Raw genomic sequence first — 14055 nt, 5'->3', positions numbered from 1 at the left:
GTTATCCGGTTCGCCGGAACAAGACAGCTTCAAGGATCAATACGCGGTGGATGCCGCGCATTGGTGTTTCTCAGCGGATCGGCGGCGCGTATTGCAGGCCGCCCTTGCTCCAGAGTGCGTTCTGGCCGCGCGCGATCTTGAGGAGCGAGCCGGAGCCGACATTGCGCTCGAAGCTCTCGCCGTAATTGCCGACATGCTTGACGATCCGATAGGCCCAATCATTGGCCAGGCCCATCGGCTCGCCGAACTTGCCTTCGGTGCCTACGAAACGCTTGATCTCCGGGTTGTCGGATTTGAGCATTTCGTCGGCATTGGCCTTGGTTATGCCCAGCTCCTCGGCATTGATCATGGCGAAGAGCGACCATTTGACGATATCGAGCCAGACATCGTCGCCATGGCGCACAACCGGGCCGAGCGGTTCTTTCGAGATGATTTCCGGCAGCACCATGTGGTCTTCCGGAGTCGAGAGCGTCAGGCGCTCGGCGTAGAGGCCGGAGGCATCGGTGGTGAAGGCGTCGCAGCGGCCGGACTCGTAGGCCTTGACCGTCTCCTGGTTGGAGGCGAAGGCGACGACCTCGTACTTGATCTTGTTGCTGCGGAAATAGTCCGCGAGGTTGAGTTCGGTCGTGGTGCCCTGCTGGGTGCAGATCGAGGCGCCGGCGAGCTTCAGCACGGAATCGATACCGAGCTTCTTGCGCACCATGAAGCCCTGGCCGTCATAATAGTTGACCCCGGCGAAGTTCAGGCCGAGCGCGGTGTCGCGCGAGAGCGTCCAGGTCGTCGTGCGCGACAGCAGATCGACCTCACCCGACTGCAGCGAGGTGAAGCGGTCCTTGGCCGAGAGCGGGATGAACTTGACCTTGGTCGGATCGTTGAAGATGGCCGAGGCGACGGCGCGGCAGACGTCCACATCCATGCCGCTCCAGTTACCCTGCTGGTCAGGGATGCCGAAACCGGCGAGACCCGTGCCGGAGCCGCAGTGCAGGATGCCGCGATTCTTGACCTGCGCCAGAGTAGGCGACTGGGCCAGCGCTCCGCTCGCGCACATGGCGGCGGAGACGGCGATGAGCGCCGCGCCAATGATCTGTTTCATTGTTGTTGTCCCCTGTTTGGCGGAACGGGTTTTCCCGCTCTCGATTAGCTAGCAAGCTCCAGGCCAGTCCCCACCGGCCGCCCTCTCCTTTCCATTCTCCCGGACAAACCACCCCGCCGATCCGTCGGCGCCTACGTCGCAGGAACCTCACCGGATCGGCGGCGCATATTGCAAGCCCCCTTTGGTCCAGAGCGCGTTCTGGCCGCGCGACATCCTCAACACCGAACGGCTGCCGACGGTCCGTTCGAAGCTCTCGCCGTAATTGCCGATATGCTTGACGATCCGGTAGGCCCAGTCGACCGTCAGGCCGAGGCCTTCGCCGAACTTGCCGTCGATGCCGAGCAGGCGCCTGATCTCAGGGTTGGTCGAGGCCCGCATCTGGTCGACATTGGCCCTGGTCACGCCAAGCTCCTCGGCATTCAACATGGCGAAATGGACCCAGCGCACCAGCTTGAACCATTGCGAATCGTTGTCGCGGGTCAGCGGGCCGAGCGGCTCCTTCGAGATGATCTCGACGAGGACCATGTGGTCGTCCGGCACGGTCAGCTTCAGGCGCTCGGAATAGAGCGACGAGGCGTCCGTGGTGAAGGCGTCGCAACGGCCGGCATCGTACGCCTTCAACGTCTCCGGACCGGTGTCGAAGGACACGATCGTGTGGCGCAGATTATTGGTCTTGAAGAAGTCGACGAGATTGAGCTCGGTCGTCGTGCCGCGCTGCACGCAGATCGAGGCGCCGGCCAGTTGCATCACCGACATGACGCCAAGCTTGCGGCGCACCATCAGGCCCTGGCCATCGTAATAGTTGACGTTGGTGAAGAGCAGGCCTGGCGGCGTGTCGTTGCTGATCGTCCAGGTCGAATTGCGCACGAGGACATCGACCTCGCCGGCCAGGAGCGCCTTGAAGCGGTCATTGGCCGAGAGCGGGATGAACTTCACCTTGCTCGGATCATTGAAGATCGCGGCGGCGATGGCGCGGCAATATTCGACGTCGAGGCCGCTCCAGTTGCCCTGCGGATCTGGCGCGCCGAAGCCGATCAGGCCGGTGTTGGAGCCACAGTTCAGGACGTCCCTGCTCTTGATCTGAGCGAGGGTCTGCTGCGCCTGCGCGCTCGCGGAGCCGAGCAACGCCGCGACGGCGAACAGCGCCGCGCTGATGATCCTGACCATGCATGTCCCCTATCTGGCGGAACGGGTTCGTCCCGTTCTCGATCGGTAGGCGAGCGGGCCGTACCCAGCCCGGTCCCGCAAACCACCTTGTCCAGTCCCCTGGAAAAGAATCGGGGCGGACGCTGAAGCGCCCGCCCCGCATGGGCCCTTAGCGGACCGGCGGCGCGTATTGCAGGCCGCCCTTGGTCCACAGCGCGTTCTGGCCGCGGGCGATCTTCAGCAGCGAGCCCTGGCCGACGTTCCGCTCGAAGCTTTCGCCGTAATTGCCGACATGCTTGATGATCCGATAGGCCCAGTCTGTCGTGAGGCCGATGCTCTCGCCGAACTTGCCCTCGGTGCCGAGCAGGCGCTTGATCTCGGGGTTGCTCGACTTCAGCATCTCGTCGACGTTCGCCTTGGTCACGCCGAGTTCCTCGGCGTTCAGCATGGCATAGTGGACCCACTTCACCAGGCCAAACCACTGGCTGTCATTGTTGCGGGTCGACGGGCCGAGCGGCTCCTTCGAGATGATCTCGGGCAGAACCATGTGATCGTCCGGCGCGGTCAGCTTCAGGCGCTCGGCGTAGAGGCCCGAGGCGTCGGTGGTGAAGGCATCGCAGCGGCCGGAATCATACGCCTTGACCGTCTCGTCCGCACTCGCGAAGGCGACGACTTCGTACTTCAGGTTATTGGCGCGGAAGAAGTCGGCGAGGTTGAGCTCGGTCGTGGTGCCCTGCTGGGTGCAGACCGAGGCGCCGTTGAGCTGCAGCGCCGAGGTCACGCCGAGCTTCTTGCGGATCATGAAGCCCTGGCCGTCATAATAGTTGACGCCGGTGAACTGCAGGCCGAGCGCGGTGTCGCGCGACATCGTCCAGGTCGAGTTGCGCACGAGCACGTCGACCTCGCCCGACTGCAGGGCCGTGAAGCGGTCCTTGGCCGAGAGCGGGATGAACTTCACCTTGGTCGGGTCGTTGAAGACCGTGGCGGCGATGGCGCGGCAGAACTCGACGTCGAGGCCGGTCCAGTTGCCCTGCCCGTCCGGCACGCCGAAGCCGGCGAGGCCGGTGTTGGAGCCGCAGTTCAGCATGCCTCTGCTCTTGACCTGAGCGAGGGTTTGCGGCGCCTGCGCCTGTGCGCTCGCCGCGGCCAGCGCGAAGCCGAACCCGGCGACCGCGGCTGCCATGAATTTCTTCATATCGATGTCTCCCATTGATGGCCCTGCCGGCGTTTGCCGGCCGGAACGTGCCGGTCCCCTCGCATCGTCGCGACTTGCTGCCCCGTTCGATGCCCAAAACTTATGCGAAGCTCGGCGCTGGCCGATTGCCAGAGCCACGCATGAGCGTCAAGCAAGGGCAGCTGGTATATCTGCCTCTTTTCACGGCCAACATCACATGCGACTTTCGGGGGGTGGTCAAGTGCGGCCACAACCTGCCCCATTCCGGTCCCGCCCAGGCTCGTCTCCCGCCCCATGAAAAAGCTGTCAAAGCCCGAATTCGCGCAGCTCCGCGAGAAGACCCGGCTTGCCCTCGCCGGCCGCGATCCATCCGACAGCTATGGTTTCGTCAACCCGCCGATCGTTCGCGGCTCGACGGTTGTCTATCCGAACACCGAGGATTTCCTCGTCCGCAAGGCGCGCTACAGCTACGGCACTGCAGGCAGCCCGACGATCGATGCGCTTCTGGCCGCCGCCGATACGATGGAGGGCGGCGCCGGCGTGCTCGCCTGCTCGTCCGGCCTGCTCGCCTGCACCTTGCCCACGCTCGCCTTCCTGAGGGCGGGCGACCATTTCCTCGTGACCGACAGCGTCTACCATCCGATGCGCAATTTCTGCGAGCGGATGCTGCCGCGCTACGGTGTCGAGGTCACCTATTACGACCCGCTGATCGGCGAAGGCATCGCGGAGCTGTTCAAGCCGAACACAAGGGCGGTCTGGACGGAATCGCCGGGTTCCCAGACCCTGGAGGTCCAGGACATCCCGGCGATCGTGGCCGCGGCGCATGCCCGCGACATCATGGTGATGATGGACAACACCTGGGCGACGCCGCTCTTCTTCGACGCGCACAAGTTCGGCGTCGACGTTTCGGTCCAGGCCGGGACGAAATACTACGCCGGGCATTCCGACGTGCTGATCGGCACGGTCTCGGCACGCACGGCGGAAATCTATGCCCAGCTCAAGCTGACCTGGGACGCGCTCGGCGTGATCATCGCCGCCGAGGACGCCTATCTGACGCTGCGCGGCATCCGCACCATGGCCGTCAGACTGAAGGAGCAGCAGCCTGCCGGCCTGGAGATGGCGAACTGGCTGGCGGCACGTCCCGAGGTCGCCCGCGTGATCCACCCGGCCTTGCCCAGCGATCCCGGCCACGCCATCTGGAAGCGCGACTTCACCGGCGCCTGCTCGCTGTTCACGATCGAGCTCGAGCCCGTCTCGATGAAGGCGGTCGCAGCCATGCTCGACGGGCTCGCCCTGTTCGGCATGGGCGCATCCTGGGGCGGCTACGAGAGCCTGGTGCTGCCCTTCGACTGCAAGCGCTATCGCACCGCGACCAAGCCCGGCTTCAAGGGCCCGACGATCCGTCTCCATATCGGGCTCGAGGATCTCGAAGACCTGAAGGAGGATCTCGACGCCGGCTTCGCGCGCCTGAGGGCGGCAAGCTGAGCGCCGCCTCGATGTCCGGACGGCCGATCGTCTTCGCCTACCTCGACGAGCCGCCTTTCTGCTGGCCGGCGTCGGGCGGCACAGCGCAAGGCTGCGACGTCGAGCTGGTGACGGCGGCTTTTCGGACGCTCGGGATCACGACGTTCGAGCAGCAGCTGACGACATTCGCCGAGCTGCTGCCCGGGCTCGCCAGCGGACGCTGGACAGTGACCACGCCGCACTTCGTCACGACAGAGCGCCGGCGTCTCGTCGATTTCAGCCGCCCCGTCTGGGCGCTTGCCGACGGGCTGCTGGTCCGGTCAGCCGATCGTGGGCTGCTGACAGGCTACCACGCCGTCGCGGTCGCCGGCGTCCGCCTCGTCGTCGTCGGCGGGCAGGTTCAGGAGCAAGCCGGGCTCGCTGCCGGCATTGCGCCGGAGCGGCTGATCCGCGTCGCGACGCAGGAGGAGGCCGTAGCAGCGGTCAGAACCGGCCAGGCCGATGCCTATGCCAGCGTGGCCATGGCCCATCGCGGCTACCTCGCCCGCCAGCCCGATGCAGACTTGACGGTCGTGGCCGTGCCCACCAGCGAAAGCACACCAGCCGCCGGAGCTTTCGCCTTCGGCAAGCAACACGCCACGCTGCGGGAGCGCTTCAGTGCCGCCCTCGAAAGACTCGTCGGCGGCGACTGGCACCGCGCCATGATGACGCGGCACGGCTTCCCTGCCGGCGAATACTGACGTCTCGCCTCAGCCCGGCCCGGAATTCGTGTCCTCGCCGCGCGCCCTGGCCCGCAGCACGAATTGCAGATTGCGCAGGTAGACGAACACGCCGAAGCCCTGGCCGAGAATGAAGACCGGGTCGCGGCGGTAGAGCGCGTAGATCAGCAGCAGCATGCCGCCGCCGATCGAGAACCACCAGAACGTCATCGGCACGACCGAGCGCTGCGCCTTCTCGCTGGCGAGCCACTGCACCACGAAGCGCATGGTGAACAGGCCCTGCGCGACCACGCCGAGCAGCACCCACCAATCGACATTGTTGACGAAGACGTCGTGAAAATAGGTCCCGATCATGTTCTGCAGGTCGATGAGCATCAGCGCGCCTCCGTCACGATCTGCGGCACGCGCTTGCGGCGCCTGATCAGCCACCAGACCCCGGCAAGATCGAGGATGCCGACCCAGAGCCGGTCGAAGAAGCCATAGTTCGAGACGCCGGTCAGGCGCTGGCGGTCGCGCACGTCGTGATGCAGGACGGCGAAGCCTTCGCGCACGACCAGCGCCGGCATGAAGCGATGCAGCGCGTCGAAATAGGGCAGCGCCAGATACGTCTCGCGCCGGAAGCATTTCAGGCCGCAGCCGGTGTCGCGCGTGCCGTCCCTGAGGATGGCGCCGCGGACCTTGTTGGCGATCCGCGATTGCATGCGCTTGAACCCGGTATCCTTGCGGCCGACTCGCTGGCCCTGGACCAGGCCGGCCGAGGGGCCAGCCGCCTCGATCTGCGCCAGCATCGCCGGGATGAAGGCCGGGTCGTTCTGGCCGTCGCCGTCGAGCGTCGCGACGATGGGTGCCCTCGCCGCCCTCACCCCGCTGCGCACCGCCGCCGACTGGCCGCAGGACTCGGCATGGCGGACGACCAGCAGCCAGGGCCGCGTCGGCGAAAGCGCGGCGAGCGCCGCAGCGGTGCCGTCGCTGGAGCCGTCATCGACGTAGATCAGCTCGAAGGCACCGATGCCAGCGCAGGCCGTCTCGATGTCGCCGACGAGCGGGGCGATGTTGCCCTGTTCGTTGCGCACGGGCACGACGATGCTGATACGCAGCTGGCCGTCTGAAGGCACGGGTTCGGTCACGGATTGAAGTCTTTCTGCATGGCGGCGCGCAAACTGCGTCAAGCGCCGCGATGGGGCAAGCGTCGATCACTCACGGACATAGACGCTCATCGCGATGGGCTTGCCCCCGTTGAGGTTGAAGCCGGAGATCGTGGTCAGCAGCCGCGGCGCCACGCCAGAGGCAGCAAGTCCCTGCCGGAAACCGTCGAGGAAACGGCTCTCGACCAGCGCGACTCGGCAACCGGGTTCGCGCAGGAACGAGGCGGCGATGCTGCCGTCCGCCCCCATGCGCAGATTGGTGCCGACCAGGAAGACGAGGCTCGGCTCGCGATAGCCGACGGTCATGACCTCGGGATTCGCACAGGTGACGGCCTGCACCGCCTCCGCCAGCCGCGGCGAGAGCTTGAGGCCGCGTAGGCTCGGCGCGGCTAGGCCGTAGACGCCGGCGCCAAGCAGCAGGCTCGCGACCACGCCACGCCAGAGCGCGCCCTCGAAGGCCCCCTCGCGATACGCCAGGAAGCTGCGGAAGGCGACGATGAGCGCCAGCGCCAGAACCGGCAAGGCGAGCCAGGGCAAGGTCCGGTCGAGCGTCCAGGTGCCGTAGAGCAGCACGCCGACCAGTGCCGCCGGCACGGCGACGACGAGGAAGGCGGTCAGGTCGGAACCACGGCGCAAGCGGTTGATGCCGCCGTTGACCAGAGCGAGCAGGAGCAGCGCCGTGATCGCCGGATAGAGCGGCAGCACGTAGTGCGGCAGCTTGGTCGGCACGGCTTCGAAGACAATCCAGGACGGCACGATCCAGGCGAGCAGGAACAGGATCTGCGGCTCGCGACGCTTCACCCAGGCGAAGGGGATGGCCATCGAAGCGAGCGCGGCCGCGGGCCAATAGGTGCCGAAGAACAGCAGCAGATAGAGGCCGGGCGGCCCCCAATGCTTCTCCTGCCCCTCGCCGACCTTGGCGAGCATGTCCTTGCCGACGCTCTCGGCGAAGAAATCGCCGCCGGTCTTGATCGCGATGGCGACGAACCAGGGCAGCACGACGATGAGGCAGAGCAGCAGGCCGAGCCCCGGACGCAGCGGCGCGAACCAGCGTAGCGAGCGCTCGCGGATAGCAAGCACGATCATCGCCAGGCCCCAGACCATCGGCACGATCGGCCCCTTGAGCAGCAGGCCGAGCGCCGTCGCCGACCAGAACACCAGCCAGTTCCAGCGGCTCGGCACGAAAGCGAGCGAACGTGTCCAGTCGAGCCAGGCGCGGGCGAGTGCGCCCATGGTCGCGACCGCGCAGGCGGCGAGCAGCGCGTCGGTCTTGGCGAAACGCGCCTCGACGCCGAGTAGCACGCAAGCGGCCATCATGGCCCCGCCGAGAAGCGCAAGACGGGCGCCGACGAAAGCGAGGAGCGCCCAATAGGTCAGCAGCACGGTCGCGACGGCGCCGATGAGCGAGGGCAGCCGATAGAGCCACATCGTGGTCCGGGCCTGCGGCACGCCGAGCGCCTCGCCGGCGGCAACGCTCGCCGCTTGCAGCCAATAGATGCCGACCGGCTTCTTGTGCCGCGCCTCGTCCTGGAAGCGGATGTCGACGAAGTCGCGCGTCTCCAGCATCTGCTTGCTGGCCTGGGCGAAGCGCGGCTCGTCGCGGTCGAAAGGCTGCAGGCTGGCGAAGCCCGGCAGGAACGCCGCCAGCGACAACAGGACGAGCAGCAGGCAGGCGCGCCGATGGCTCGCGGACGCGAAGCTAGCGAGCCGGTCGAGACCGGAGCCGAGCGAGATCATCGACACTCCTTGCAGCCTTGCAGCCGAAACCATGCATGGCCCTACCCTCATGGGCAGCGGACACGTGGACAGTCAATCGGGTTGGCCGCGGCGCGTTTACGGCCTCGCATCGCTCGCGGCAAGCGCGCAGGCGCAATCCGCAGTGACGCAAGGCCCCCGCCGCGAGCCCTGGCAGGTTGGCATTCGGGGCCAAGTTTGTTCCGAACATGGCAAAACCAGCTCTCGCCCCCCACATCCGGAAGAGGTTCGCTTGCGCGCCGTGCGCGCCGCAGGTCGCAAGGCCACATATCAGGAGGGCAGGAGCACGATGAAGATGCCGATCGCCGTTCACACCGATGAAGACTATGAGCGCGCCCAGCAGCGCGTGGCCGAGCTCAACGCCGCGCCCGACAGCAAGGAGAAAGAGCGCGAACTGGAAGCGCTGGCGGACGCCATGCTCGCCTTCGAGCTGCGCCGCGACGAGGCGCAGGAGTGACGCTGCGAGGCATCGACGGCCCCTCTGAACGGAAGCCGGCGCCGACCTCGTTTGCGTCATCGCCGGCCCGCGGCAAGCTCGCCAAAGCAGAATTTGCCACTTAGTATCTGCAGCGTTCGTCTTCACAGCAGCCTACTCTGCCCCAGCCAATGTGGCAGCCGAGCCTAGGTGATCCAGGACGCGATGAGCAGGCGCCACCGTCATTCGACCATGATCATGGCTCGAATCTTCACCCTTCTTGCGTTCATGCTCGGCTTTGCCGCGCCGGCGGCCATGGCGGAGCCGGCACGCATCCTGGACGACAATTCGGATTCGATCGCGGTGGTGATCGGCAACCGCGACTACAAGCAGACCAGCACGGTCGACTTCGCCCATAACGATGCGGAGGCGATCCGCGACTATCTCGTCCGCGGGCTGCGCTTCCGCGAGCAGAACGTCTTCCTGTTGAAGGATGCGACGCTGGGCGAGCTGACCCAGATGTTTGGCAGCGAGGCCAATCCGCAGGGCGGCAAGCTCTGGCGCAGCGCGGTCGAAGGGCGCTCCAACGTCTTCGTCTATTATTCCGGCCATGGCGTGCCGGACCTCGCCACGCGGCAGCCCTTCCTGTTGCCGCAGGACGGCAGCCCGAACGCCAGCGAAAGCGGCTATGCCCTGCAGACGCTGTATCGGAACCTCGAACTGGTGCGGCAGAAGATCGGAGCGCAGCGGCAGCTGATCGTGATGATCGACGCCTGCTTCACCGGCGAGACCGGGCGCAAGGGCGAGAGCCTGCTCGCGGTCTCGGCGCCAGGTTTTACCCCGGCCAAGCCGCGTACAGGCGGCGGCATCATCAAGCTGGTCGCGACCTCAGGCACGACTCCGGCCAATTGGGACGCCAACCAGAAGCTCGGCCTGTTCACCAGCCGCTTCCTGATGGGCGCCGCCGGGCTGGCGCAGGCCGGCAGCGATAGGCGGATCGGCTGGGCCGAGCTGCAATCCTATGTCGTCCGCGAGGTCGAGACGGCCGCGCGGCGCGACAGCGGGCGCGAGCAGAAGCCCGAATTCGACATCGCCAACCTGTCGCTGCCGGCCGTCGAGCCGTCGGCCACCATCCGCCGCAGCTTCGAAAGCGCACAGGACGAGGCGCGCTGGCACAGCGCGACGGCCGACGGCTCGCGCGAGGCCCTCGAGCGCTATGTCGCGCAATGCACGCCCCCCTGTGCCTATCGGCAGCAGGCGATGGATCGGCTGCTGCAACGGCAGCGCAACGCCGAGGCGGCCAAAGACGACGAGAGCTGGCGGCAGTTCGGCGCCGAGGGCAAATACCAGGCCTATCTCGACGCCTGCAACCGGATCTGTGCCTACCGGCAATTGGCGCTCGGCTATCTGGGCAAGGATCCGGTCGCAGCGACCAGGCCGGAGGACACGCAAGCTAAGCCGCAAGGACTCGGATCGGCAGCACAGCCGACCGTGACCAGTAATCCGGCCCTCGCCCTCGCCGAAGCGAAGGCGGCGGGGACGATCGAAGCGCTGGACCGCTTTCTCAAGGCCCATCCCGAAGGCAGGCTGGCGACGGAAGCTTTTGCCGCACGGGCTGCGCTGGTCCAATCCGCCAGGCAAACTGGTGCCGGCCATGCGCCGACCGCGGCGGCCAATGCGCGCTACGCCCCCGGTCAGATGCAAATCGAAGCCGGGGCTCCCGCAGACGCCAAGCCAGCGCCCGATACGCGCTCCGAGGCCTGCACGTCCCAGGGCATCGTCGTGAAACTCGGGCCACGTCGTCCGGAAGACCCGAAGAGCGGGTTCCTGTCCGTGCGATCCGGGCCGGGCGGCAGCGGCTATTTCGAGACCGACCGTGTCTACAACGGCGACCGACTGATCATCTGCAACACGATCGGCCCGTGGCACGCCATCGTCTACGCGAATCGTGGCCAGTCGCTTCAAGAGTGTCGAGCGAATCTGACTGTGAAGTCAGCGGGCCGCGCGACGTATTCCGGCCCGTGCCGCTCGGGTTGGGTTCACAAAAACTATGTCGAAATAACCGCGAGATAAGCGCCCATCCGCGCGGCGGCGCTCCTGATCACCATGTCGGGCCCCGACGGCGGGCGAGGTGATTTTGCCCCAATCGGAGCAGACAACTGAGCGACAACAATGGCGAGCCCGACAGGATTCGAACCTGTGACCAGCAGCTTAGAAGGCTGCTGCTCTATCCAGCTGAGCTACGGGCCCTGAAGGGAGCGGCTGACTTGGTGTCTGCCGCTCACTTGAACTTCAATGCGTCCACTGGCCGACGCGGTTGAACTTGAAATTGTCCGAATAGGTCATGGCGCGGCGCTTGGCCTGATGCGGCTGCTCGAGGCGGTAGGCGATACCGTTGCGCGTCGCGTAGGCGACAGCCTCCTCGGCCGTGTCGAACCAGAGCCTGAGCTGGCTCTTCATGTCGCCCGACGAGGTCCAGCCCATCAGCGGCTCGATCTCGCGCGGCCGCTCGGGCTCGTATTCCAGCAGCCAGCGGCCGGTCTTGGCCGTGCCGGACTGCATCGCATTGCGGGCCGGCGAATAGATGCGTGCCGTCATGCTCCCCCTCGCCTTCCGGCAAAGCCCAAAATGGTCGGGGCACCAGGATTCGAACCTGGGACCCTCTGCTCCCAAAGCAGATGCGCTACCGGGCTGCGCTATACCCCGCCGCCTCGCAAGTGCATCAAAACACTCGCTAATCGTATCGCCCGGCCCATCTCAAAACCGGAGCGACGCGGAACGGAATAGCACCGCTGGGAACGTTTGGGAACCGAAAGTTCCCGCGAAATTCCCCGCCCTGTTCTTGCTCTGCCCCTCCTCTCCGAACAGGGAGGAGAGCCGACATGGGTGAGGCGCGCGCCTACTACAACGAGATCGACCCCGATGCGGCGCAGTGGCTCCGCAACCTGATCGCAGGAGGCCACATTGCGCCAGGCGACGTTGACGAAAGAAGCATCGCAGACGTCCACCCGGGCGACCTCAACGGCTACACCCAGTGTCATTTCTTCGCCGGGATCGGTGGCTGGAGCCTTGCGCTCAGACTTGCAGGATGGCCCGACGACCGACCTGTTTGGACAGGCTCTTGCCCCTGCCAGCCCTACTCGGTCGCCAGCGTTGCCCATGGCGGAGCGAAAGGCCAAGGCGATCACCGCCATCTCTGGCCTGTTTGGCGCCCCCTCATCTCGGAGCATCGCCCTCCAGCTCTATTTGGAGAGCAGGTTAAGGCTGCGATCGGATGGGGATGGTGGGATGAGGTATGCCGCGACCTTGAAGAGGACGCATATTGTCCCGGCGGACGGCGGCGAGCGTGACAGCGATGTGCCTCCTGACCTCGCCGTCGCTTTCGACATAGCAATCGAGCAACGCTCTGGTCTGGTCGTCCAGAACGGCATCGCCAGCCCGCTCCGGAGCAACGCCCCGGCTCGTATTCAGCAACGTTGGCGGCAAATCCCTCAGAATGCGCGCAGCCCGCTCGAGCCACCACCGCGCCTTGATGGCGCTCTCCATGGCGATGTCAAACCCATCCCGATCGCCAGTACGATCGAATTGATGGTGAATTGCCCAGACGAGGTCGCCCTTTCAGATGCCGATGATTGCAACGGCGTCTTTGGTGAGATCGAGCAAGTCGTCCGCCTCATCCCGCATGGCTGCCCCTGCCGATCGTGGCCATCTCAAACAGGGCCATTCTGAGGAAATGGACGAGATCGCGATGGCCCAACGTCTCTGCAATTTTCGTTGCCGTGATGACGAGGGACGCTGCTGCATCGAGCAGCGCGGAGTCGCCGTCCCAAAGCAGCGTCACCGTGCCCATGAAGGCCCGATTGTCGTCGACGACCGAGCCTGTGCCGACCACCCAGAGCGCCGGCCCGAAACGCTGGGGTATGCGGTACAGCAAATGGAGGTCCTGGCGCGTCTCGATCGCGCGCCTTATCCGTCGATCGAACTCCTTGCGATCCCGGCTATCGATTGCTTCTGCGAAGACGGCAAGCGGCGCGCCCTTCTCCGCCTCGCTGGGGTCGACACCGAACACTTCGGCCAGGCGCCGCTCGGCAACCACCAGACCGGTCGCGAGATCCCAGCGCCAGCTACCCAGGCTGATACCCACATCTCCGGACACAAGCCACCTGTCGACGCCTGCGAGTGCTTGCGCCATGACAATTCCCCCCAGGGCTGCGGTGTGACGGACCTTGGCCGTTCAGACAACCCAAGCGTGCAATTAAGAGGCGACCTCGAATTATTGCAATTTGAACTAATTGCTAGCTTGCAACCTCAGTGGAAGGTTCCGCCGCTGCAACATCCTCGACGAGCGTTATGATGCTCCGGCGGACAGACGGGTTCGAGAGGCGCAGGAAAGCTTTGATCAGCTGAACGCCTTCGGCCGTGGCGAGGAATGTGGAGATTGCAGCGGCCTCTCCTGCCCCATCGCCCTGCTCTTCAACAATGCCCTCGAAGAAAAAACCTGCCGGCACGCCGAGTATCCTGGCGATCTGTTCGAGGCGGCTCGCGCCGATACGATTGACCCCTCTTTCGTATTTCTGCACCTGTTGAAAGGTCAGGCCTAGCGCTTCAGCCAGCTTTGTTTGGGACATGCCCAGGCTCATACGCTGCAGCCGCACGCGGCGTCCGACGAGGACGTCGGTTGGGTCGATCGCCTTTGTCACCTATGCCCCCGCCGATTTGACCGCACGCGTTCAATCGCACGCGTATGCAGGGTTGTATTAAGATAGGAACATTGAGTCTAGTTGCAGCGCGCCGAGGGACGAATCCGAGGGCGGCAGGCGACGACACAGCTCGGCCGCAAGGGCGGGCGGTACGGGCTGACCAACGGCTGAAACGAAGAAGGCTGTCCCCGCGCGAGCAAATCCGGACCAGTTCAAAAGGGGGCGATAGGCCGAGGAGGTAAGTGCTCGCTTGGCGCCTCGCCAACCGCCGCCCGACATGCGAGCATGACGCAGGGTTAGGACAGGGCCATGCCAACGCTACTCAGAACCTTTTTCTTCTTCATGGGACTGGCGTGGCTCACGGCCGCCTCAGCGCAGACCCCTGTGCTCTCGGACAACGCCGATTCAATCGCTGTCGTGGTCGGCAATAAAGAATACCGGCGT

General features: G+C 65.5%; 14 protein-coding genes and 2 tRNA genes. 5 read left to right on the top strand and 11 right to left on the bottom strand.

Annotation, left to right across the window (positions count from 1 at the left end; all coding sequences use genetic code 11):
* Nucleotides 1-70: 70 nt before the first annotated feature.
* The 3 genes from CXY91_RS01730 to CXY91_RS01720 all read right to left on the bottom strand — a co-directional run bounded on the left by CXY91_RS01730 (nucleotide 71) and on the right by CXY91_RS01720 (nucleotide 3434).
* Nucleotides 71-1048, bottom strand: a complete 978-nt coding sequence (locus CXY91_RS01730; protein ID WP_425285407.1) for an amino acid ABC transporter substrate-binding protein — start codon at nucleotides 1046-1048, stop codon at nucleotides 71-73.
* A 192-nt stretch (nucleotides 1049-1240) separates the two neighbouring features.
* Nucleotides 1241-2260, bottom strand: a complete 1020-nt coding sequence (locus CXY91_RS01725; protein WP_100959037.1) for an amino acid ABC transporter substrate-binding protein — start codon at nucleotides 2258-2260, stop codon at nucleotides 1241-1243.
* Nucleotides 2261-2408: 148 nt separating this feature from the next.
* The gene (locus CXY91_RS01720; protein WP_091829624.1) at nucleotides 2409-3434 is read right to left on the bottom strand and encodes an amino acid ABC transporter substrate-binding protein; all 1026 of its coding nucleotides are present in this window, start codon (nucleotides 3432-3434) and stop codon (nucleotides 2409-2411) included.
* Between the two features lie 273 nt (nucleotides 3435-3707).
* Here CXY91_RS01720 and metC point away from each other — a divergent pair, with 273 nt between their 5' ends.
* A complete protein-coding gene (metC, locus tag CXY91_RS01715; RefSeq protein WP_100959036.1) occupies nucleotides 3708-4898 on the top strand; it encodes a cystathionine beta-lyase in 1191 nt (396 codons plus the stop codon).
* Between the two features lie 11 nt (nucleotides 4899-4909).
* Nucleotides 4910-5617 carry a transporter substrate-binding domain-containing protein gene (locus CXY91_RS01710; RefSeq protein ID WP_100959035.1) on the top strand — a complete coding sequence of 236 codons (708 nt, stop codon included), beginning with the start codon at nucleotides 4910-4912 and terminating at the stop codon, nucleotides 5615-5617.
* Between the two features lie 9 nt (nucleotides 5618-5626).
* On the opposite strand, the gene CXY91_RS01705 is transcribed toward CXY91_RS01710, so the two are convergent.
* From CXY91_RS01705 to CXY91_RS01695, 3 genes are all read right to left on the bottom strand, one after another.
* Nucleotides 5627-5971 (bottom strand): lipid-A-disaccharide synthase N-terminal domain-containing protein, encoded by a 345-nt coding sequence (locus CXY91_RS01705; RefSeq protein ID WP_091829630.1) that lies wholly within the window; start codon nucleotides 5969-5971, stop codon nucleotides 5627-5629.
* Nucleotides 5971-6723 (bottom strand): glycosyltransferase family 2 protein, encoded by a 753-nt coding sequence (locus CXY91_RS01700; protein WP_100959034.1) that lies wholly within the window; start codon nucleotides 6721-6723, stop codon nucleotides 5971-5973. Before CXY91_RS01700 ends, CXY91_RS01705 begins: the two co-directional genes overlap by 1 nt.
* A 66-nt stretch (nucleotides 6724-6789) precedes the next feature.
* The gene (locus tag CXY91_RS01695) at nucleotides 6790-8478 is read right to left on the bottom strand and encodes an ArnT family glycosyltransferase (RefSeq protein ID WP_248307308.1); all 1689 of its coding nucleotides are present in this window, start codon (nucleotides 8476-8478) and stop codon (nucleotides 6790-6792) included.
* Between the two features lie 250 nt (nucleotides 8479-8728).
* Between CXY91_RS01695 and CXY91_RS29980 the strand changes: the two genes are divergently transcribed.
* The gene (locus CXY91_RS29980) at nucleotides 8729-8953 is read left to right on the top strand and encodes a hypothetical protein (protein WP_091829634.1); all 225 of its coding nucleotides are present in this window, start codon (nucleotides 8729-8731) and stop codon (nucleotides 8951-8953) included.
* A gap of 216 nt (nucleotides 8954-9169) precedes the next feature.
* Nucleotides 9170-10984, top strand: coding sequence for a caspase family protein (locus CXY91_RS01690; RefSeq protein ID WP_248307307.1), 1815 nt, complete (start codon nucleotides 9170-9172; stop codon nucleotides 10982-10984).
* 100 nt (nucleotides 10985-11084) lie between these two features.
* Here CXY91_RS01690 and CXY91_RS01685 read toward each other — a convergent pair.
* The 3 genes from CXY91_RS01685 to CXY91_RS01675 form a co-directional block, all read right to left on the bottom strand.
* Nucleotides 11085-11161 (bottom strand) — tRNA-Arg (locus CXY91_RS01685).
* 42 nt (nucleotides 11162-11203) lie between these two features.
* Entirely contained in the window at nucleotides 11204-11509 is a 306-nt protein-coding gene (locus tag CXY91_RS01680) for an ETC complex I subunit (protein WP_100959032.1), read from the bottom strand.
* Between the two features lie 31 nt (nucleotides 11510-11540).
* Nucleotides 11541-11617, bottom strand: a tRNA-Pro gene (locus CXY91_RS01675).
* Between the two features lie 582 nt (nucleotides 11618-12199).
* On the opposite strand from CXY91_RS01675, the gene CXY91_RS30490 reads away from it, so the two are divergent.
* Nucleotides 12200-12640 (top strand): hypothetical protein, encoded by a 441-nt coding sequence (locus tag CXY91_RS30490; RefSeq protein WP_199777327.1) that lies wholly within the window; start codon nucleotides 12200-12202, stop codon nucleotides 12638-12640.
* Here the strand turns inward: CXY91_RS30490 and CXY91_RS01665 are convergent.
* Nucleotides 12585-13103 (bottom strand): hypothetical protein, encoded by a 519-nt coding sequence (locus tag CXY91_RS01665; RefSeq protein WP_100959031.1) that lies wholly within the window; start codon nucleotides 13101-13103, stop codon nucleotides 12585-12587. The genes CXY91_RS30490 and CXY91_RS01665 overlap by 56 nt on opposite strands.
* A gap of 103 nt (nucleotides 13104-13206) precedes the next feature.
* Nucleotides 13207-13611 carry a helix-turn-helix domain-containing protein gene (locus tag CXY91_RS01660; RefSeq protein ID WP_100959030.1) on the bottom strand — a complete coding sequence of 135 codons (405 nt, stop codon included), beginning with the start codon at nucleotides 13609-13611 and terminating at the stop codon, nucleotides 13207-13209.
* Nucleotides 13612-14055: the final 444 nt, after the last annotated feature.

The organism is Allobosea sp. FBZP-16, from assembly GCF_002831785.1.
Lineage (GTDB): Bacteria > Pseudomonadota > Alphaproteobacteria > Rhizobiales > Beijerinckiaceae > Allobosea > Allobosea lupini.
This window is presented reverse-complemented; position numbering and strand designations above follow the sequence as displayed.